The sequence below is a fragment of the Bacillus sp. FSL K6-1106 genome (assembly GCF_038005245.1).
GTDB lineage: Bacteria > Bacillota > Bacilli > Bacillales > Bacillaceae > Bacillus > Bacillus altitudinis.
Map to the genome: position 1 here is coordinate 1,687,400 of NZ_JBBOSV010000001.1, position 21,485 is coordinate 1,708,884.

Genomic DNA, 21,485 nt, shown 5'->3' on the forward strand with positions numbered 1-21,485 from the left:
TTCAAATTGAAAGCCCCAGCTCTCTTTTAACTAAATAAATCTAACTGCTTCGGCGATAAGCTTGAATACGTCAAATCCAGCAAATCAATCATTTGCTGGCCATTCACTGCCGCATCTCCGCCTGAGTTATTATTAAATACGACATATACATCTTTCGATTGTTGATGTAAGATGTCGATGTTCTTTTTCCATTCCTTTAGTTCAGCTTCATTATATAAATATAAGTAACGAACTTCACGCCAGTTCTCATGATCTGCCGGGTGAAGCCAGCCTTGTTTATTTCTTCCGTGGAAACGGACCAATGTTTTGTCACGGTGTGTGGCTTTTATGACTGGCGGTATAGACCCTTCTCCGACTTGCGGTTCATCACAGACGGAATGAATCCACCCTTCTTTCTCCATAAAAGATAAGGTTTGTTCATAAAACTCGTCTGAAAACCAAGTTCGGTTTCGGAATTCGAGTGCACAAGGAATGTCCCCCATCTTCTCCTTACACCATCTTAAATAGTGGACGTGCTCCTTTTTGCAATCAAACCATGGTGGAAATTGAAACAGAACCATCGCCAGTTTCCCTGCTCGAATGAGAGGAGTCAGTGAAAGAATAAAGGCGTCAAACATTTCTTCCTTTGAAGCAAACGGGATCTCGCCTCTTTGATGCCCGGTCATTCCTTGATATGCTTTCACAACAAATTGAAAGGCGTCTGGCGTATCTTTTATCCATTTTTCATGGTTCCGCTCAGGCTGAACAGCATAAAAGCTTGCATCCAGTTCCACAATGGGAAACGTTGATGCGTAGTGAAACAGCTTTTGAGAGCTGCCGATTCTCGGCGGGTACAGACTGTCATGATCGCCCCAGCCAGTTAATCCGATATATATCATCTATCTCACCTCTTGCCACTTGCTTGTCTAAACGGATTTTCCCATTGAAAGTCTTTGTTTCTTGGGATACCCATCTTTCTGAAAGAAATTCTTCTGTCTACAACATATCATATTTACCCATTTTTCTGAATGAAGATGACTGATGTGACGTGATTTTGCCCTGCCATCTTTTTTGTGATATTACATCACAACTTTCTATCTAAATTGAATGGAGCTGATAACATAAAATTGATATCAGAGACTTTGACAGCGATTGTCCATTTTTTTATTCATCTTCACCAAAGGCTTCAGCTCTAAAAAAAGGAGAATGAGTGGATATGAACATTGTCGATCATCATGTTGAAGCATTGCAAAAAGTGGCCCAAAGAATTCATCAGCCTGTCTATTTGATCAATCAGTATGGACGTATTCTTTTCACCTCACCCCAAGGTATGACAAATCCAGATTGGATACAAATGCTCCGCTTGTTTCACAGTACGCAGCAACATTATTTTTCTATGGTTCATTCAAAAGAAAGCGTTTCTGTTTTTCCTATCTATATAAACGAACAAGCTTATGATTATTTAGTCGTTCCCGCCTTCATTCATCCTCAAGACGACATGGAGCTACATTTGATAATTGAACAAGCTGTAAATGCCATGTCCATTTCACGCATCAAACAACATGCCATCAAGCAATCGACAGAGCGAGCCAAAAATGAATGGTTTCGCAAATGGATGGAGGGGACGATTTCCTCAGAGCAAGATGTCACCCGCCTGGCACGCATGTTTGGATTAAACACAACGATTCCCTATTTATGTATCGTCTCTCAACTTGATCAGAACAGTCATTTCAGTTGTTTCCTTAAGCAGCAAACCCTTGTAGATGATGTGTTTGCTTTACTTGAAAGCACCCTTTCGCACTGTCCATTTCCCGCCTTTCTTTTTGTCAAAGGAGATATCGGCATCTTCCTTATAGAAGAGACTGGCGGGCGGCAGGCAATGAACAAATCGATCTGCTCTTTTTTAAAACAAATGCAGATCCTTATTAAACAGCATGTGAATACCACCATTTCCTTTGGTGTAAGCTTAAGCGGTTATCTTATCACCGATCTGCCAAAAGGATTCAGTGAAGCTGCCCATGCTCTGCAATCAGGCCAGCTCTCATTACGAGCTGAATATATTCAGTTCTATCAAGCAAAAGATGTGTCAGATTTACTGAAGCTCATCCCACCAAAAGATTTAACAACATTCTATGAGCGGTACCTCCACCCATTATATGAACAATCACAAGTCGATCCAAACCTTCTCCACACCTTATCTGTTTATGTCGAAACACATTGCCATATTTCAGAAACAGCCAAACGTTTATCTGTTCATCGCAACACCGTGATATATCGACTGGAGAAATGTGAAGAACTGCTCCAGATCAGCCTAAAAGATCCTGATGCAACATTGCGCTTGCGATTAGCTTTGCGGATTCAAAAGCACCTTTCATCCGATTCCAATTGAATCTTTTTTTCTTACGCCTCATATATTTTGGAGGAGAAATGTGAATGACAAGGAGTGGTGTCAAATGGATGAGGAGATTCGTCACATCCCGCAACCGATTCGAGACGATGGGGCCGGCGCAACCGATTTAGGCCCGCGAGACGTTCTGCGCGATATGGAGAACCCAGATATGTTCGTTCCCCCTAAAACGGATGCGGGGACGATTCCTAATTTAAAATTTTCATATTCTGATACACATATGCACTTGAATCATGGCGGCTGGTCGAGGGAAATTACCGAGCGAGAGCTGCCTGTTTCAACAACGATTGCTGGTGTGAACATGCGGCTTACGCGCGGAGGTGTTCGTGAGCTTCATTGGCATAAGCAGGCGGAATGGGCATATATGATTTTAGGCAAAGCCCGGATCACATCTGTAGATGCAGAAGGACGGAATATGATCGCTGATGTAGAAGAAGGAGACTTGTGGTATTTCCCGCCCGGTATTCCGCACTCCATTCAAGGTCTTGAGGATGGCTGTGAGTTTCTCCTTGTGTTTGATGATGGTGCTTTTTCTGAATTTGATACGTTCACCATCACAGACTGGTTTGCTCATACACCAAAAGACATTCTTTCTGCTAATTTCGGCGTGCCAATCAAGCTGTTTGACCGCATTCCACATAAACAGCGCTATATGTTTCAAGGCTCTTCACCGGCATCCATTGAAAGCCAAACAGTCTCTGATCCATACGGCGGCATCAAACCGCCATTTACCCATCAACTCCTTCGTCAAAAACCAATCGTGACCTCTGGGGGAACAGTGCGAATCGTCGACTCACGCAATTTTCCAGTATCTAAAACCATTGCTGCTGCACTTGTGGAGGTAAAACCTGGCGGGATGAGAGAAATGCACTGGCACCCGAATAATGATGAGTGGCAATACTATTTAACCGGTACAGCCAAAATGACGGTTTTTGGAGCAGGCGGGACAGCTCGCACCTTTAATTACAGAGCAGGTGATGTTGGTTATGTTCCTTTCGGGATGGGGCATTACATACAAAATATTGGGCAAACGAGCCTTTGGTTTCTAGAAATGTTTAAAAGCGATCGATTTGCTGATATTTCATTGAACCAATGGATGGCCTTAACCCCTCCTCAATTAGTGAAGGAGCATTTGCATGTAGACGATGCATTGATTCATGCGCTGCATAAAGAAAAATCACCAGTCGTGAAGTATGAGCGATGACGAAAAAAACCGATCCATTTGTGCTGATCGGTTTTTTCTATGCTGTCTTTACGATACGGCATGGGAATGTTGCTGCGCTTTTTTCGCCCATAAAATAGAAGCAATGAAACTCATACAAAGCACCAGCGTTCCAAACATAAATGGCAGCTCAATATTCACATCAAATAAAATACCCGCAAGACTTGGCCCGACGATATTCGCAAGGCTCATAAAGGATGTATTGAGGCCGCCTGCTACCCCCTGCTGATTCCCTGCCATTTTAGAAAGTAATGTATTGAGAGCTGGACGAACAAACGAGGTGGCCGATAAAAACAAAATGGAGCCCGTAAAAATCAGCCAAAAGGAAGGGGCAAAGCGGCAGGCGATCAGCATAAACGCCGCAGCTAAAAGGGCATAACGGACGACACGCATTTCGCCAAATCGTTTCACAAAGGTATTCACTAAAGCACCTTGAACGATGACACCCGCAAGTCCAGCTACCGTAATGACAAATGCAATATCCTTCGGTGTAAAGCCATGTTTTTGGTCCACATATAAGCCAAAGATCGATTCAAAATGAATGATTCCGAAATTCAAAACAAAGGCCAAGATAAACAAAAAACCGTATGGTGTTTTTAAAGCCTGAATCATCTGCGTAAAAGGATTGAAATGAAGCTCTTTATTCAATCGTGCTTCTTCCTGCTTTTCCTTTGTTAAAGTTTCAGGTAAGAACAAGAAAGACAACAGCGTCGACAGGGCTGCAAAGGAACCAGCGATGAGGAAAGGAAAAGCAATCCCAAACTCAACCAAATAGCCGCCTACGCCTGGTCCAATGACAAAGCCTAACGTCATTGCTGCACTAAATAGCCCCATTCCTTTCCCTCGATCCTTCTCACTTGTGATATCAGCGATGTATGCAAACATGGCGGGCATGAGTAAAGCTCCGGCAGCACCACCAAAGAACCGAGACACAAACAGCATCCAAAGCTGATCAGCAAATGCAAAAATAAACTGGGCAATCGTAAAGCCAGCAATCCCGGCAATAATCAATTTTCTGCGTCCAAATCGATCAGTCAGCGCTCCAGCGACGGGTGATAAAGCAAATTGTGTGAGGCCAGTTGCAGCAACGAGGAAACCAAGTGTTTTCCCAGTTGCGCCAAAGGCTTCAATATAACTTGGCATGACAGGAACGATCAGACCAAATCCAAGCATGGCAATAAAAATATTGAGCATCAAAATGTACAATCTGCCCATTTTTTTCATATTAAAACCTCTTTCTTCAAAATAAATGAAAATGATGACAAAAATGATAAGAACTTCTTCAGTATAGCGATATCGCTCTCTATAAGTCTAGTTTTTCAAAAAACAGCGTTTTTTCCCAAATAAAAAATACCCGCTGGTGGCGAGTATTTTGAGAATCCCTTTTTTATTCAGCTTGTTCATAGATGGAAAGAGCCGCCTGTAACCCAGCGCCACAATTGATGGCTGCGCCGTATTTCATCAAGATGGCTTCAAGGCCTGCTAAAACAAATAGAATATTTTCCTTTCGGCAGCTATAGCCCATTGAGCCAATTCTCCATATCTGTCCTGCAAGAGGCCCAAATGAACTCGCAATTTCAATTCCAAAATGATGAAGAAGATCAGCCCGGACCGCTTCTCCGTCGATATCACTTGGAATGACGATACACGTCACGACCGGCATTTTGCAGTCTGGATCACCAAATAATTCAAGCCCCATCGCTTCAAGTCCTGCCATTAAAGCCTTTTCATGAAACAAGTGGCGTTGAAAACGTTCCTCCAGACCTTCTTCTAGCACAAGTCGAACCCCTTCTCTCAGTGCATAAAGCATCGTTGTCGCTTCTGTATGATGATTTAACCGCCTCGGGCTCCAATAATCTTGCAGCTGGCTTAGATCAAAGTAATTGCTTTTGATTGGAGAAATGTCTACCTGTTTTTGCAGTTCGTCCTGTGTTGCAATCCCTTTTTCTACTTTCTTTCTCGATTGTACGACGTCTGCCACTCGTTCATTATATGTGATCGGTGACATCCCTGATGGAACAGACAAGCATTTCTGCGAGCCCCCAATTGCCGCATCGATTTTCCATTCGTCTACCTTGACCTCGACACCACCAATTGTCGCCACAGCGTCTACAATAAAAAGCGCATCAAGCGCTCGGCATGCTTCACCAATTTTCTCAAGCGGCTGTATTCTTCCGGTAGATGTTTCACCATGAACCATCGCAACAATTTTCGGCTTGACTTGATGCATCTCTGCGATGATGTCGTCTTGCTTAAAAACCGTTCCCCATTCACATTCCATTGTATGTACCTCAGCACCATAGCGCTGTCCAATTTCAATCAGCAAATGACCGAAGCGTCCAAAGACCGGAACGAGCATGACATCTCCGGGCTCGATCACACTGGCAAGCACAGCTTCAAGTCCTGAGCGCGACGTCCCATCAATTGGATAAGCCCATTCATTTTCTGTTTGAAAAAGTGATCGTAATAAGGTCATCGTTTCATTCATGATCTCTGTAAATGCAGGGTCAAATTGACCAAGAATTGGTGTACTCATCACCCGAAGGACTCTCGGATCTACTTCGACAGGTCCTGGTGTCATAATGGTTCTAGAAGGTGTATGCAGTTCTTTCACGTTATCCATCCTCTCCCTTGCTGTGTCCATCCTTATATGCCCACTTATACAGCAATGCTGATAAAATAGCAATCTCTTTTCTTACGAATTGGTTACATAAAATTTACGATAAATCCATTTATTTCTTTATGGCAATATGATAGAACTAAAGAGTATACATTCCCTATGAAGGAGGAAATAGAATGAAAAGATCTTTATTTGGAACTGTGGCCGCCGGAATCATGATTTTCGGTACATTTGCCGCTCCGCTGCCTCCCGCTGCAAATGCTCAAGGCTTTACTCTGAATGAACCGAGTCAAACCATCACCTTTTCCCCGTTACAGCTACAAACCGAAACATCTGCTCAACATGCGAAAACAACCGCTTCAAGTCAAATTGATTCCTATTACCAATCTGCTGCTGGCAAATCTGGACCTGCTCTTAAGAAAGCATTACACGATATTATTGATGATCATACGCAGCTATCCTACAGCCAGGTTTGGGATGCATTAAAGAAAACGGATGAAGATCCAAAAAATCCAAGCAATGTGCTTTTGCTCTATAGCGGTATCTCCAGGTCAAAGCAAGCAAATGGAGGAAACGTGGGACAGTGGAACCGGGAGCATGTGTGGGCTAAATCTCACGGCAATTTTGGGACGAGCCAGGGACCTGGTACAGATCTCCATCACCTTCGGGCAACAGACGTACAAACGAATAGCACACGAGGAAATTTAGATTTTGATATAGGCGGAAATGAATACAAGGGAGCGCCGGGCAACTTCTACGACAGCGACTCATTTGAACCTCATAGCCGGGTGAAAGGAGATGTAGCAAGAATGCTCTTTTATATGGCCGTCCGATATGAAGGCGATGACCGTTTCCTAGATTTAGAATTGAACAACAAAGTGAATAATGGAAGCGCCCCTCTTCACGGCAAAATGTCTGTCCTATTGAAATGGCACAAGCAAGATCCAGTCGATCAAATCGAACGGAATCGTAACGAAATCATCTATCAAACGTACCAGCACAATCGCAATCCTTTTATTGATCACCCTGAATGGGTAAGCGATATTTGGGAATAAAAAAGAGAGGCACTGCTATGAACAAGCAGTGCCTTTCTTTTTTTCAAGCGGACAGACGAGACAATAATCAAGACTTTCCGATTTTTTCTCAAGCTTATAATACATACAGCAAGTCTTTCGATTTGATGTGTCTAGCAAACTTTCATCTAAATTTAAGCTGTGCTGGAACGGATTTTGCTTCGCTCCGAAAAGATCACCCGATGCCTTCTTCAGAAACAAATAATCCTCCCGTACGCGCTCTTTCATTTTAGGCTCTTCCGTTTCTCGCATCATGCTACGGTAAAGAGAATTGATACGTACCGCTACATTTTCCCATAAAATCGAATACGGAAGTCTTGAAGTACGTTTCAATACATCTAAAAGAGGTGTGACACACTGAGTAAATAGCATGCGGACGACCTGCTCTCTCCACTCATGACGATCTCCTTCTAACTGAACAAATGAACAGAGCGTTTCATCTAGCTCAATTTTACGATCTTCTCTAAAGACACACGCCTCTGGTGAAAACCGGTAGACAGCATCATACATCGTCATCAAGTACAAAGTAGAACTAACAGCTAAATAGGCATAGCGTTTTGAAAACATGGACGCCGCCACTGCTATATTCGGTGCATGCATCGCTTCCTTTTCAGCTTCTAATAAACGTCTGATAGATGCTTCTGAAAAAAGCGCAGCAAGTGTGCGATCAGATGTCATTGGTCCATTTGTGATGTGTACCCCGAAATCAAGTAATTCTCTCTCAACCCACTCTGGCTTCATATCAAAACCCCCATCTTTCGTTTAACGATTTCGCTGTTGATATAACAAATAAATAAAGAACGGTGCACCAATTGCCGCCGTAAACACACCTGCCGGGACATCTAACGGGAGAAAAGCCGTTCTCGCAACTAAGTCTGCCAGCATGACGAGAATACTTCCAACAAGCGCAGATGCTGGAACAAGCGCAATAAAGGAACGACCGATGATCATCCGTGCAACATGCGGCGCCATCAGTCCAACAAATTCAATACCACCTGCGAATGCAACGGCAATACCGGCTAATGTCACACTCATCAGTAGAAAGAATAACCGCTTCGCCTGAACCTTGACACCGAGACCTGTTGCAAGATCATCTCCAAGCTCCTTCACATTCATCGTTCTTGCCAGCACCATGACAATCGGTAAAATAATCAATACCCAAGGAAGCATTGCGATGACGTCCTTCATTGTAGAACCATATAAACTGCCCGTCAGCCAGATGTATGACTTGGTCGTGGTCATCGTATCGCTGAGCACAAGAGTAAACGTCACACACGCCTTCATAATGGCGGAAATCCCAATCCCCATCAAGACGAGCGTGATTGGCTTGACGCCTTTTTTCCATGAAAGCAAATAAATCAGGCATGATACCGCAAAAGCGCCTGCAATGGCCCACAACGACTGATAAGCAATAGGCACAGTACCCATCCAAAAGACGATGAACATAATGGCGCCAAACGACGCACCGCTCGTAATTCCTATGATGTCAGGCGATGCAAGCGGATTTCGAATGAGACCTTGTAAAATAAGCCCCGATACCGCAAGTGCCGCTCCCACTAAAATCGCAAGCAGGGTCCTTGGAATCCTCAACGTATTTAATACAAACGTATTTCCCTCACCTTGTCCGAAGATATGCAGCAGCACATCAGTAGGCGGAATAAAGCGGCTGCCCATACAAAGGCTCAGAATAAATAAACCAAAGGCAACGCCTGTCAATAATAGTAAAATCAAAAACGTCCGCTTTGAAAATTGAAATGAAATGCGCCCGCCCTTTGAACGCACTGTATATGTTTTAGCCACCTGTCTTCAACCCCTTGCGCACGAGATAAACAAATAGAGGCGCTCCTGCAATTGCCGTCATGACACCAATCGGTACTTCCTGCGGCATGATCAGAAAACGAGCGGCAAGATCTGCGACAAGTAAAAGCGACGCCCCTACAACGGCACAATACGGCAGTACCCAGCGGTGGTCAGGTCCAACAAGCTTTTTCACAATATGCGGCACAAGAAAACCAACAAATCCAATGGATCCTGCGACAGCGACGGAACCTCCTGCTAAAAAGACGACAAGTACCCCCATCGTCATCTTCAAAAGCAACGTACGCTGGCCAAGCCCTTTCGCAATATCATCACCCGATAAAAGGACATTGATCGAGCGGCCAAGAAGCAGCGCCACCACAGTCGCCCCAAGAATATAAGGCAGCACAGGCAGCAGCATATCTATACTTCTTCCTGACACTGAACCAGCCATCCAGAACAGGATGCTTTGAATGGACTGTTCATTCACGATTAAAAGTCCTTGAGTAAAGGACGCAAACAGAGCAGATATCGCAGCACCTGCGAGTACAATTTTGACCGGTGTCAGTCCGTCTCTTCCAATGGAGCCTAGAAGAAAGACGAGCATACCTGCAATGGCAGCGCCTAAAAAGGCCGTCCACATATAACCTGTTAACGACTCGGTAGAAAAGAAAACAATCGAAATCACAATAAAAAAGAGTCCACCTGCATTAATACCTAAAAGATCTGGTGCAGCCAGCGGATTTCTCGTCAATGCCTGCATGAGTGCACCTGAAATCGCTAGACTTGATCCAACAACCGTCGCAATTAAAGCTCTTGATAATCTGGATGTCATGACAATCACACTGTTTGGATCTGACTCATCAAACTGAAGAAACGCATGGATGGTGGCTTTGAGGGAAATTGAGGTTTGCCCAAGAGAAATACTGAGCATAAAAAAGACCAACATCAACACGATGAATCCAGCAAATAGCAGTGCCTTGCTCGAATCCTTTTTTAATAAACTTCTCATCTGATTCCCGCTTTCAATCTGTTATGGAAAAAGGAGAAAATGGTTTTTCACATTTTCTCCTCTGCTACACTTATTTATCAAGCCCTAGACGATCATAAATATCATCAAGCATCATGTTTGCAGCGGTGATACCGCCAGCCATGTTCCAAGTGATTTCATCAACTTTATGCACTTGCTTCGCTTTCACTGCATCAAGCTGCTTCCATAAAGGATGACTTGTCCACTCTTTATATGCTTTTTCAACTGCTTTATCCTGATCATCCATGAAGTAATAGATCACATCTGCATCCATTTGTGGAATGCTCTCTTTGTCTGTAAGTGTAATGATATCTTGCTTTTTATCTTTGACATTTTTAGGACCTTCAAAGCCTAGCTCTGTTAAAATTGAACCTGCAAACCCAGTTTGATAGATTCTTGCATGATCTGCACGGAAGTTCACCACAGACACACTCATTGGCCAGTTTTTAATGTCTTTCTTTGCTTTTTCTTTGAAGTCAGCGACGCGGTCATCCCACTTCGTCAGCAATTCTTTTGATTTGTCTTGCTTGTTTAACGCTTCACCCATTAAATTCACTGTGTCTTTAAAAGTGAACACTGTTTCTGTTGCAACAGTTGGAGCGATTTCTTTCAGCTGATCAAAAATTTGCTCGTGACGGATTTTTGATGCAATGATCAAATCTGGCTTCAGCTTTTCAATTTCTTCTAAGTTTGGTTGTGTTTCCTGCCCAACAATTTTGACACCCTTTAAATCATCTCTTAAATATTTATACGTAGGTGCTTCAAGCCAAGATTCTACAACACCCACTGGTTTAATACCCATAGCGACGGCTGCATCTGTTGCTCCTTGATACAACGTCACCACACGTTTAGGCGATCCTTTAATTTCAGTTGAACCGATAGCGCTTTCAACGGTTCTTGTTTTCTCATTACTATCTGACTTGCCTTCGCTGCTATTACTGCCACAAGCCGCAAGTAATACGATGGAGAGCACAACTAATAGCGACCAAAAAGATTTTTTGAACATGTACCTCACCTATCCATTCTATATGTAGTCATATCGTTTGATAACGATTCTCATTATCACAATTTGATTTTATCATAGAAAAAGATGGTGTCAATGTAAAATATAAAAATAACAGATAATAATCTCCCAATCATAAAATGGAGTATTAAGGAAAATATAATTCTTTCGTCTCTTTTTTGATGACATCTATTTTCCTATAATGAGGTTGTAAGTAAATACAGATTTTGGAAAGGAAATGATCTTAATGAAATGGAAAAAAACTATGACTGGTGTCGCTCTTTCTTTTGGGTTACTTCTTTCTTCGTATGTTCCAGCAGCTAGTGCTACTTCATCTACACAAGCAGACAGTACAGATCTCGTTGCTCGTACAAGTGCAACTGTCACAACCTGCCCTAGTGATATCTTAAGGAAATTCCGTAATTCAAACAAACCTTACTTATGTATGTACTCTGACACAGCTATTTTTGCCAACTCTTTCACAGATGCAAGTGGCGTGAAATGGTACTTTAAAGGAAGCTCTGGACTCTATGCTTATTACGAGGGCTAAAATATAATCTAAAAAGCGTAAACACCGATAAGGAGATGTTGTGATCTTCAGCAACGTTTCTTTTATCGGTGTTTTTTTACATTTACAATGAATCGATATCACGTAAAGGGAACGTCTTACTCTCAATAATAGCGACAATTTGTTTTAACGCTTGGTTCGCTTCGGGAATAGGAAAGACAGGAAAGACGTGATTCATTTTTGGGTATTCGATATAGTTGATGGGAACACCCTGCTTGTCTGCCATCTCTTTGAATTTCCGGGCATCTGGGAGAAAGAATTCATGAGTGCCAATAAAAACAGAAATTCGTCCTAACGATTTGATTTCTCCATAGATCGGGCTGATCAAATGATGTGTTTCATCTGTATCACCTGCATAGGCTTTGCCCGATTCGATCAGTAAATCTAGGTTGAGCATTGGCTCTTTTGGAACCATTTTAGCGATATCAGGATTACTTAATGTCACATCAAGCCATGGTGATAATAGAATCAAGTTTCCAGGCTGCGGAAGACCTTTTTTTGCTAAGTATTGAGCAAAGGCGAGCGATAAACCGCCGCCAGCAGAATCACCCATGATGACGATTTTTTCTGGTGTTCCTTTTTCTAAAAGAGCTTGGTAAACTGGGAGAACACTCTCGATTGCATCCATATATTGATGATTCGGTGCTTTTGGATAAACTGGCACATACACCGTACCATTTAATTGCTTCGTCAATCGATCCAAGAAACGCCAATGCCATACGAGCGGCTGCTCAATATAGCCTCCTCCATGTAAAAATAGCACCTGATGATCATCTGGCTGCACATCTGATTTCAACATGTACGTATCGACTGAAAACGTGCTGCTTTTGGTGATGTGATATTTCTTTTTCAACTTCTCAGGCAGCACATAAGGTAATTGATTCGCCATTCTTCGTTCTTCTAAATACCCCTCAACATTCAGTTTCTTCTTTGTAAGTACAAGTAACCATTCAACAAACAAACTTTGAATACTTCGCATACGATCGACCCCTATAGATAGAATGATGACAATCAATGTCTAGGAAAAGAATGGTTTCTCTTTTTCTAAAGCATAACATAAGAACTTGTGAATCCGTTAACTGCTTTGGACAGAATACTTTTTCTATACATCTATTCATTTATGAACACCTGTCTATTTATATTATATTTTCTAGATACATCATCATCAATTGTCAATCTTTCAATCATTGTTCATTAATCAACACATATTCAAAAACTGTTCATTTAAACACAAAAAAGACGAGTGTTGACCACTCGTCCTTCTTCTTCCTCACTTCACTTCCTCATGCTCATGAGCAGTATCTCTTTTGCTCGCGATAAAGAGTGCACAGGTCATCGCAAGAATGGCCAGTGCCCACCAGAATGTCGATACGGCCTGTTCATGATCAATGATAATCAAACGGATGACAGCTGTGATGCCAATATAAATAAAATAACGCAGCGGAAAATGAAAGTTGGATTTAAAGTATTTAATAATTAAGGCGATAAACTCAAAATACATAAAGAAGATCAGCAGCTCGCCAAGCATTCCATAATAGCTTTCTCCTTTGTTAAACACTGTTTTATAGACGAATTGTACGATGTACCATGTTTCACTAATTAAGAGTACGCTTAGCGCAATCGCTAGAAAGAACAGGCAGATATTCAGAAGGGCTTGCAGAAGATCAGGTACCTTTTGGAAATTGTTGAATCGTTTCATCAGATTGTTTCCCCATTCCATGATGTTGTTTTTGCTCTCTACATTTTGGTATTCCAAAATCGCAGCACGATGTAGTAGGTATCGCGTTTTTCTACACTTTCAAACTGTCCATGCATTCGGGACATCATCCGCTTGATGCTTCGTTCCCCGAGTCCATTGCTTTCCGGGATGTTGTCTGTCTTTTTTATCGCATTGCTCACATGGATTTCAAAGACATCTTGGTCGGATAAAAAAGTAATCTGAATGTCCTTTTCAGGATCTGCGTATTTACGTAAATTTGACATCACATTATCAAACACTCTGCCAAGTTCCTCGACGTTTACGTTCATATAGCTATCCGGCATTTCGCCTACAATATGGACCGTGAAATTCTCCTGATGCAGCAGGGCGACCTGATCTGATAGAAGATCATAAATCACTTCTTTCACTGCAACGGTTTCAAGCTCTGACTCGTGCTCTTTATCTAGCAGGAAATAGGCAAATAGATTGTCAGACAGATTCTTTAATTGCAGGGCTTTTCCATACGCACTCGCTATATATTGCTCCTTGCGGGTATCCGCTAGAGCCTCCTCTTTTTTCGCAAATTCCAGATTCATGATGAGTGATGTCAGCGGGGTCCTCATATCATGCGACATTTCGGTCACTAAACTGCGGCTCTCTTCCTGCAGATCATCAATGGCGTGAAGCTTGTCCAAAAAGGCTGTTCTTAAATCCTCAATGCTCTTTGCAATCATGGCCAATTCATCATGCCCCTTCACTGTCATCTCATAATCGAGCTCACCGCCTTCAAGAATATGAATCTCTTCACGGATCGTTTGCAAGTAACGCAGACTTCGGCGAATGCCAACAAGCACAATCAGGAGAAAAATGAGTGTTGCACCAAGCAGTTCTAGTGTAAAGGCGAGATCGTGATATCGAGAAGAGTAAAATCCGTCTACCATAACCCTACCTTCTCCGTCGCTAAATTGAACCGGGTAAGAATGACGCTTTGCGTAGTCGGTCACCTTTTCTTTCCCATAGGCCGATTCGTCAGCGGCAGAGTAAATCGAGTCATATTGAAGCACTTCATCCTTGTAAACAGTGAGATTAATATAATCTTCTTTTTTCACCCACTCACCGAATGCTTTTCGATCCGTTGAAGTCAGCTCATGTTCTGAAACGTAGCGGCTGAATGTTTGAATGTATCTAGCAGATTCTTCCTTATAGTACTCATCCGAACTTAAATATCCTTCAATCAGGTGATCAGTGATCTTTTGCAGTGTCAAAAAGACAACACCACTTACGATAGCAGCGACCAAAATGAGCAGTGACAGCTTTTTGGTCAGCGTATATTTACGATGTGCCAAACCGGTATCCTCTCCCCCATTCTGTTTTGATATACACGGGACGAGCCGGGTCATCTTCAATTTTGGCACGCAGCTTTCGGATATGCACCATGACCGTATTGTTTGAACAATAAAAATAAGGCTGGCCCCACACGCTTTCATAAATATTTTGAGCAGAGAATATTTTGTTTCGTTTGTTCATGAGCAGTTTTAATATCCGATATTCTAAATCAGATAACTTGATTTGCTGCCCATTTTTCCACACTTCATTAAATTCTTCACTCACCTTCAGGCTACCGCCAACTAAATAGGTTTCTTCCTGTTCCTTTTTTTCCTGATAGATGGTATATCTGCGCAATTGCGCCATGACCCTAGCGTGAAGCTCCTCTTCTGAAAAAGGTTTTGTCATATAATCATCTCCGCCAGCGAGTAGTCCTTCGGTTTTATCCCATGTACTAGATCTGGCGGTCAAAAATAAAATTGGCACATTTGAGGTGGCTCTTATTTGCTGGCACGTTTCGATCCCAGAGATACCTGGCATCATAACATCCAAAATCACCAAATCAAGCGAATCATCTACAACATACAATGCCTGCTTGCCATTCATGGCTCTCAGCACCTCATACCCTGCACGTGTCAGAGATTCCTGCAAAAGATCACCGATATCCTGATCATCCTCTACAACTAATATTCGATGGGTCATGTCTCAATCACCTCATCCTTCATGATGTTCATTCTTATATGTTATTACTATATATCATCTAGCTATGTGAAAAGATACACCATAAATCTTAAGTGTTTATGAATATGATCAATTGCCATCAAGTTGTCACATTTATTTTCAAAAAATTGGATCTTCATAAATGATTAAGAATTGACCTGTATATTGATTCATTGAAGGATTTATCTTTAGATCCAATACACGAAAAGGAGCATAGATATGAATGTAAACAAGGTAGAACACGGACAACCAATGAGTCTCAAAGAACGGGTGCATTTCTTGGACATCGTACGAGGATTCGCCTTAATGGGGATTATTTTGGTCAACTATTTTTTGATTGTGGATTCGGTCAAGGGATTTGAGATGGAGTCTAATGATGGTTTTCACCACATTGTGAATTGGTTTGCCTCGGGGAAATTCATTACGTTATTTTCTTTTCTATTCGGGGTTGGTTTTATGATATTTATGGATCGAGCCGCTCAAAAGGTGGACAGCCCGAACAAGTTGTTTGCTCGCAGATTAACCATTCTCTTAGGGATCGGTCTTCTGCATGTCACGTTTGTATGGATTGGAGATATTTTAACCTATTATGCTGTCGCGGGCTTTTTACTGCTTTTCTTTTACAAACGCACAGCCAAAACCATCCAGTACTGGCTCATCACACTCTTTGTGATTCAATTGCTCACGCCTCTTTTCACCATGCTGCTCAATACCATCAGTACAGGATCATCAGGCAAGCCGGATTTTGCCGATTTTGAATTGAACAGTCACAACAGTCTGACTTATTTAGCATCGATAGGTGACCGGTGGACGGATATGTTCACGATGGCTTCGAGCTCATTTTCCACCGTCTATTCCATGTTCTTCATGTTTTTACTTGGTGTGTATTTTGTGAAAATGTCGTTTTTCAAAAACATGGAGACGAAAAAAGCGATTTGGAATCGGATCTGGATGATTTGTACAATTGCTTTTCTTATCACACTAGCCAGTACGATTATGACGGCGGTCAACTCTTTTGGAAATACGCCATGGATGAACATTGTCTCTGCACTTGAGCAAAATGGGGGATTGACTGGCAGTATGTTTTATATGAGTTCACTTGCGATGCTGTTTCTGCACATTCCTCAGCTGCGAGGTGCTTTAATGGTGTTCACCAAAGTCGGACGAATGTCCCTGACCTGTTATTTGCTTCACTCCATTATTGGAACAATGCTATTTCTCAAGTACGGAGCTGGACTTGCCGATCATCTTTCACCGGCTGGCACGTTCTTCATGGCAATTGGCGTGTATACCTTCCTTGTCCTTTTCAGTACGTTATGGTTAAAGCGATTTAAGTCTGGACCGATGGAATTTATCTGGCGTCAGCTGACGTATGGGAAGGTCAATGACCAATCGAAAACAAATACATTTCAGGCAGCGAAGTAGAAGTAATAGAAAAAGGGCGAATTACGACAGTTCGCCTTTTTTCATGTGTTGAGTTTTTGTGATTCAGATACAATCCGTTCATTTTATATATTGATCCATCATTTCTTGCAATTGAGTCAGATAACTTTCTTTTAATTCATCGGGGTATTCAATTTTCACATGTTTCCCAAATGAGATCAAATAGTGAGTCATATACGATAATTCTTCTTGGTTGTACCCACCCACTATATAAGGCGTATCATCAATGGTCTCCAATCTCATATTCGGATAATGATTCTTCAAAAACTTCTCTTTCCCTTGTTCCGTTAATCGACATTTAAAAGAGATATCATGATAAGTTTTTTCGTACTCGAGCTGCAGTGCTTTTAATTCTTCCTTCGTAAAAGTGTCTTTCGTTTCTTCTTCGATCATCATGTCCATCATACAATCACATCTGTAGATGCCCCACTTTTTATTCTGAACATCATATGCTTCGGTAAACCAAATCCCATTTCGATAAAACAACTCAAGAAATTGTAGCCTGATCCTTTTATGTTCATATTGAGTGTATGTCATCTTCACGATTTGATCTTCCATCATTGCCTGCAATATCAAATCCAAATGATTTTGTTCACTTACTGGCGCAACATGATAGTAATGAATGACATCCAACGTCTCCGTGATCCTTTGTTTTCTCTCATCAGACATTGTAGCAAACAGTTTTTGGCGAATCTGTGAGTATGACTTTTTAAACGGTGTTGCTGACAACAGATCTAAGGCTTTAAGAGCGAAAAAAATGGCTTGAACTTCATCTATTTGAAAATAGATCGGAACCAATGGAGATTGATTCACGAGCCGATATCCTCCATGTCTGCCATTTTCAACATAAAAAGCTAAGCCCATGGACTCTAGCTCTTCCATATCTCTTAAAGCCGTACGTTTAGAAATGCCAAATTCAGTTTCTAAATCTTTTAATTGAAATGAATATTTATCACTTAAAAAAATAAGCTCTTGGTTTAAGCGTTCTGATTTTTTCATTTGATTTTCCTTCTGAAAAAGGTGACATGTTTTGTCACCTTTATATTTTATACTCAGTTTATCAAAAGAAAAGGAGCATGCATATGAAAACATTCATTATTAACGCACACCCTGATTTCACTCATCAAGAAAATTATTCAAACAAACTGCAAACACTATTTTTAAAGCAGTTTAAAGAAAGATTCCCTCATGAGGAGCCAACAATTTTACATTTATATGGAACTGAAATTCCTCGTATCGAAAAAGAACAGCTACTAGGTATTTGGGATAAGCAAGCATCTGAACAATCATTAACAGCTGCGGAGGAAAAAATCGCCGCTTCTTCTGCTGCTTTATTGGCTCAATTCAAAGCACATCATCGAATCGTGATTGTATCACCTGTTCATAATTTCAATGTGACGTCACGTATGAAAGATTATATAGATAATATTTTGATTGCTAGAGAAACGTTTAAGTATACAGAAGAGGGTTCAGTTGGTCTGATGACTGATGATTATCGTGTACTTTTGCTTCAAGCAAGCGGCTCAATTTTCACAAATAACGATCGGTACACACCACTGGAATTTTCACATCATTACCTAAAAGAAATATTTCAAAACTTGATGGGGTTTCATCAATTTCATATTGTCCGGGCACAAGGAACAGCCGTTTTAGATCAAAGGACTATCTTACAATCTGCATCTGATGATATGACGAAAACCTTAGATGCGTTTTATGCACCTCGTTAACTTCTATTTTTTCAAGACCCAGAACGAAAAATTTTGCTCACTTGTCATCAATCTTACTTTTTCGTTTTGGGGTGACTCCTATCTGCTAGTACAAATATTATTGATGACTAATGCTGCCGTTTCACTCGGATGGCTAAGAGGGAAATGGTGGCCATACGGAACAAAATCAACCTTCCCAAGATGTGATGGCGCAGAATAGCCTCTGTCATACTCCCCCCAAATCATGTGAAAATGATCCTTTGTGACTTCTTTAAAGTCACCTTGATCGGTTTTCAGTAATAAATGGTTAAGCTGAACCGTCGTATTTAAAATTCTAGGAGAAGTAAAGCTCTTTCTGATTTTTTCAATATAATGTTCAGGGATGCTCTCCGTGCTTTCAAACAAACCATTTCTTAACACATAACGCTCTATCAAATGAGTCGTTGCCAATCTTAATGTCCATTTGTTCAGAAATTGAGGAACATGAAGTGATTTTGCCTTTTGTTTAGCAACAGGCGGCTGAAGTAAAGTGATGGAATACTTCTTATCTATGTACTTTTGTGTCAAAGCTTCTAGAAGAATATACGCACCGAATGAATGGCCGATTAGATGTGCACCATTCGTCGCTTTTTCTATTACTTTTTTCACTACATTTAAATAGATATCTAGAAGATGTTTCTCTCGTTTAAATGGAGAACGCCCCAAACCAGGAAGGTCCAAGATCCATACAGGTTGACCTGTTTTCTCATGAAGCTCCTGTGCTAAAGGAAATAAATCTTCTCCATCACTCAATAAACCATGTAATAAAATAAACGGCTTCCCTTCTCCTTGTAATTGGTAAAGGGTGTTATTATCGCATAATGTTCGTTTAAATAAATGTTGGTGCTCACCATTTTGAGCCATCATTCGATAATCTAGATCAGCTACTACAGCAGGGAAAAATGTCATGACACTCGTCTTCTTAAACCAATCTTCTCCCATTATTTTTTTCACTGAAACATTTAAGAACGTTCGTTTTGTCATAAAATTCAATCCGTCAGAAGGAATGTTTGTGAGTTTACTTACACCACTATTCATGATAGCTTTCATCAGTGGCATTGGGACAGAGATGCTAGGTGCCTTCATATTCATACTTTCTGACATCATACTTAATAGTCCAGCAACGTTCTGATCGTGCTCTTTGTCTTCAACAAGTGTATATGTTTGAATAGCCGGCTGCTCCAACTTGAAAACCTGTACAATAAACTTCGCAAACTCATCGTTTGAAATAAGTGGTAACCGATAGTCCTTACCTCCAGGAATCACCGGCATAAGCCCTCTTCGCATACTCTTTACAAGCAAACCTAATCCTGCAATTTGCTCTGTACTCCCTGTTTGACTACTACCAACGACAGTTGGCGGATTAATGACAGAAAGCGGATAACCTACTGCTGATGCCTGTTGACGAATAAAAAGATCTGCTAAAAACTTTGTTCTCTCATAAGGATTTTTTATTTTCAAGTAATCGTTTCCTTCTTCAAACACGTCGATGGCAATCTTGCTATTTTGATCATCAAAGGGACTCATATAACCGACAACATGGATAAATTGCTGCAAGCCTTTCAATTGATGAATACTTTTAGCTAATTCACCAATATATTTGGCGCCATTTAAAAAGACGGAAGCTGCCTCTTTACTTGTCGCTTGAATATCCATAGGGCCTCCTGCGTGAATGATCACATCCGTTTTCAATACCCTCTCCTGATCTTCAGGACTTAGACCCAAATCGACTTTTGTCAAATCACCTTCAACAAAGTGCATCACTGCCTCTTTTAAAATACCTCTTTCTTGAAAAGTGCGTGTTGCTTTACTTTTCGATCTTACTAAAAGAAGAATGTTCACATCCTCTTTCGCTAATTCCTCGACTAATTGCTTCCCAATAAAGCCCGTTCCACCAATTAAAAGTACTGTTTTCATATGAGGTCTCCTTTTTAGTACTAATCAGTACTAATTTGATGTAAAAAAAATGCTTCTTTATCGAAGCAAGTTAAATAAATGATCTGCTGTTTTTGTGATGACAGTGGCATCTTTCAATGTTTCTGAAATAAATAACGCTCCTTCAAGATTTGTCATAAAAAGTGATGCCACCTCATCAATCTGAATCGAATCTCTGAATTCCCCGTTCTCTACACCTTGTTTCAGTAATAGAGAAACTTTCTTTTGTAATCCTGTAAAAAAAAGACCTATTTTTTCTTTTATTTGTGTGGCCTTTGCAGGACTTTGAATATAAAGAGTAATAAATGGACATCCGCCCTTATACTCTCTCGACTGAACTCCTTGTGATAATTGCTTTAAAAACAGTTGAATACGATCTTCAACTGAAAATTGGGTCTGAGAAATTACGTTGTCTATTGCAGCTTGATACATATCAATCCAATAATCAACAACCCCTTCTAATAATTCCTCCTTATTAGAAAAGTGATAATACACATTAGACTTTGACACTTTGCTTACACGAACTAATTCATCCATACTTGTATAAGCAAACCCTTTTTCTAAAAATAAAGTTGCAGCTACTTCAAGTACACGTTTTTGATTCATTAATTTTATCTTTGTCATGATTAGAACTATACAGTACTAATTTGAATGTGGCAAGTATTTATGATCATTTAGAAAAAAGGTTGATTCTACAAAAAATATAATGGCTTTAATGATGATGTGATTGGAGAGTTGGGTCTGACTTCACGAACTAATAATCTGTCATTCCAGGATGAACATTGTATACTTCTCCACATTTACATAAAAAAACAACGCCATGAAGGTCTTTAATTAAACAAATGGTATCATAACGATATCACTCGAGATTAAATGCCTTCAAAAAACGTCGTGTTTCAATGACTTTATTAACCGATT

General features: G+C 40.9%; 20 protein-coding genes. 6 read left to right on the plus strand and 14 right to left on the minus strand.

Features of this window, described 5'->3' with window-relative positions:
- Window positions 1-26: 26 nt before the first annotated feature.
- On the minus strand, window positions 27-878 hold the full coding sequence (locus MHI20_RS08920) for a DUF72 domain-containing protein (RefSeq protein WP_045034554.1): 852 nt from the start codon (window positions 876-878) through the stop codon (window positions 27-29).
- 317 nt (window positions 879-1,195) lie between these two features.
- Here MHI20_RS08920 and MHI20_RS08925 point away from each other — a divergent pair, with 317 nt between their 5' ends.
- Together MHI20_RS08925 and MHI20_RS08930 are read left to right on the plus strand one after the other, a co-directional pair.
- Complete coding sequence (locus tag MHI20_RS08925) at window positions 1,196-2,368, plus strand: PucR family transcriptional regulator (protein WP_045034555.1); 1,173 nt, start codon at window positions 1,196-1,198, stop codon at window positions 2,366-2,368.
- Window positions 2,369-2,432: 64 nt separating this feature from the next.
- Window positions 2,433-3,590: an oxalate decarboxylase family bicupin gene (locus MHI20_RS08930; RefSeq protein WP_007500396.1), complete on the plus strand. Its 1,158-nt coding sequence runs from the start codon at window positions 2,433-2,435 to the stop codon at window positions 3,588-3,590.
- 48 nt (window positions 3,591-3,638) lie between these two features.
- Here MHI20_RS08930 and MHI20_RS08935 read toward each other — a convergent pair whose 3' ends face one another.
- Entirely contained in the window at window positions 3,639-4,832 is a 1,194-nt protein-coding gene (locus MHI20_RS08935) for an MFS transporter (RefSeq protein WP_008346860.1), read from the minus strand.
- A 163-nt stretch (window positions 4,833-4,995) separates the two neighbouring features.
- Window positions 4,996-6,231 carry a pyridoxal-phosphate-dependent aminotransferase family protein gene (locus tag MHI20_RS08940; protein WP_100324856.1) on the minus strand — a complete coding sequence of 412 codons (1,236 nt, stop codon included), beginning with the start codon at window positions 6,229-6,231 and terminating at the stop codon, window positions 4,996-4,998.
- A 173-nt stretch (window positions 6,232-6,404) separates the two neighbouring features.
- Here MHI20_RS08940 and MHI20_RS08945 point away from each other — a divergent pair, with 173 nt between their 5' ends.
- Window positions 6,405-7,283, plus strand: a complete 879-nt coding sequence (locus MHI20_RS08945) for an endonuclease I family protein (protein ID WP_045034557.1) — start codon at window positions 6,405-6,407, stop codon at window positions 7,281-7,283.
- Window positions 7,284-7,298: 15 nt separating this feature from the next.
- Here MHI20_RS08945 and MHI20_RS08950 read toward each other — a convergent pair whose 3' ends face one another.
- From MHI20_RS08950 to MHI20_RS08965, 4 genes are all read right to left on the minus strand, one after another.
- Entirely contained in the window at window positions 7,299-8,042 is a 744-nt protein-coding gene (locus tag MHI20_RS08950) for an IucA/IucC family C-terminal-domain containing protein (protein ID WP_096881817.1), read from the minus strand.
- Between the two features lie 21 nt (window positions 8,043-8,063).
- Window positions 8,064-9,101 (minus strand): FecCD family ABC transporter permease, encoded by a 1,038-nt coding sequence (locus MHI20_RS08955; protein ID WP_041091855.1) that lies wholly within the window; start codon window positions 9,099-9,101, stop codon window positions 8,064-8,066.
- Complete coding sequence (locus tag MHI20_RS08960) at window positions 9,094-10,110, minus strand: FecCD family ABC transporter permease (RefSeq protein ID WP_008346988.1); 1,017 nt, start codon at window positions 10,108-10,110, stop codon at window positions 9,094-9,096. Before MHI20_RS08960 ends, MHI20_RS08955 begins: the two co-directional genes overlap by 8 nt.
- 70 nt (window positions 10,111-10,180) lie before the next feature.
- Window positions 10,181-11,134 (minus strand): ABC transporter substrate-binding protein, encoded by a 954-nt coding sequence (locus tag MHI20_RS08965; protein ID WP_007500381.1) that lies wholly within the window; start codon window positions 11,132-11,134, stop codon window positions 10,181-10,183.
- Window positions 11,135-11,378: 244 nt separating this feature from the next.
- Here MHI20_RS08965 and MHI20_RS08970 point away from each other — a divergent pair, with 244 nt between their 5' ends.
- Window positions 11,379-11,681 carry an LCI fold-containing protein gene (locus MHI20_RS08970; protein WP_041507731.1) on the plus strand — a complete coding sequence of 101 codons (303 nt, stop codon included), beginning with the start codon at window positions 11,379-11,381 and terminating at the stop codon, window positions 11,679-11,681.
- A gap of 82 nt (window positions 11,682-11,763) precedes the next feature.
- Here the strand turns inward: MHI20_RS08970 and MHI20_RS08975 are convergent, their stop codons facing one another.
- From MHI20_RS08975 to MHI20_RS08990, 4 genes are all read right to left on the minus strand, one after another.
- Complete coding sequence (locus MHI20_RS08975) at window positions 11,764-12,678, minus strand: alpha/beta hydrolase (protein ID WP_041507732.1); 915 nt, start codon at window positions 12,676-12,678, stop codon at window positions 11,764-11,766.
- A 291-nt stretch (window positions 12,679-12,969) separates the two neighbouring features.
- Window positions 12,970-13,398 (minus strand): phosphate-starvation-inducible protein PsiE, encoded by a 429-nt coding sequence (gene psiE / locus MHI20_RS08980; protein ID WP_024719769.1) that lies wholly within the window; start codon window positions 13,396-13,398, stop codon window positions 12,970-12,972.
- 38 nt (window positions 13,399-13,436) lie between these two features.
- Window positions 13,437-14,744, minus strand: coding sequence for a HAMP domain-containing sensor histidine kinase (locus tag MHI20_RS08985; RefSeq protein ID WP_041507733.1), 1,308 nt, complete (start codon window positions 14,742-14,744; stop codon window positions 13,437-13,439).
- The gene (locus tag MHI20_RS08990) at window positions 14,731-15,426 is read right to left on the minus strand and encodes a response regulator transcription factor (protein WP_041507734.1); all 696 of its coding nucleotides are present in this window, start codon (window positions 15,424-15,426) and stop codon (window positions 14,731-14,733) included. The genes MHI20_RS08985 and MHI20_RS08990 overlap by 14 nt, the downstream gene beginning before the upstream one ends.
- Before the next feature lie 237 nt (window positions 15,427-15,663).
- On the opposite strand from MHI20_RS08990, the gene MHI20_RS08995 reads away from it, so the two are divergent.
- Window positions 15,664-16,869 (plus strand): DUF418 domain-containing protein, encoded by a 1,206-nt coding sequence (locus MHI20_RS08995; protein ID WP_268357044.1) that lies wholly within the window; start codon window positions 15,664-15,666, stop codon window positions 16,867-16,869.
- Window positions 16,870-16,947: 78 nt separating this feature from the next.
- Here MHI20_RS08995 and MHI20_RS09000 read toward each other — a convergent pair whose 3' ends face one another.
- Entirely contained in the window at window positions 16,948-17,886 is a 939-nt protein-coding gene (locus tag MHI20_RS09000) for a helix-turn-helix transcriptional regulator (protein WP_045034593.1), read from the minus strand.
- 83 nt (window positions 17,887-17,969) lie between these two features.
- Between MHI20_RS09000 and MHI20_RS09005 the strand changes: the two genes are divergently transcribed.
- Window positions 17,970-18,614 carry an FMN-dependent NADH-azoreductase gene (locus MHI20_RS09005; RefSeq protein ID WP_283933212.1) on the plus strand — a complete coding sequence of 215 codons (645 nt, stop codon included), beginning with the start codon at window positions 17,970-17,972 and terminating at the stop codon, window positions 18,612-18,614.
- 78 nt (window positions 18,615-18,692) lie between these two features.
- Here the strand turns inward: MHI20_RS09005 and MHI20_RS09010 are convergent, their stop codons facing one another.
- Together MHI20_RS09010 and MHI20_RS09015 are read right to left on the minus strand one after the other, a co-directional pair.
- Entirely contained in the window at window positions 18,693-20,549 is a 1,857-nt protein-coding gene (locus MHI20_RS09010; RefSeq protein ID WP_340937652.1) for an alpha/beta fold hydrolase, read from the minus strand.
- Between the two features lie 57 nt (window positions 20,550-20,606).
- The gene (locus MHI20_RS09015; protein ID WP_340937654.1) at window positions 20,607-21,173 is read right to left on the minus strand and encodes a TetR/AcrR family transcriptional regulator; all 567 of its coding nucleotides are present in this window, start codon (window positions 21,171-21,173) and stop codon (window positions 20,607-20,609) included.
- Window positions 21,174-21,485: the final 312 nt, after the last annotated feature.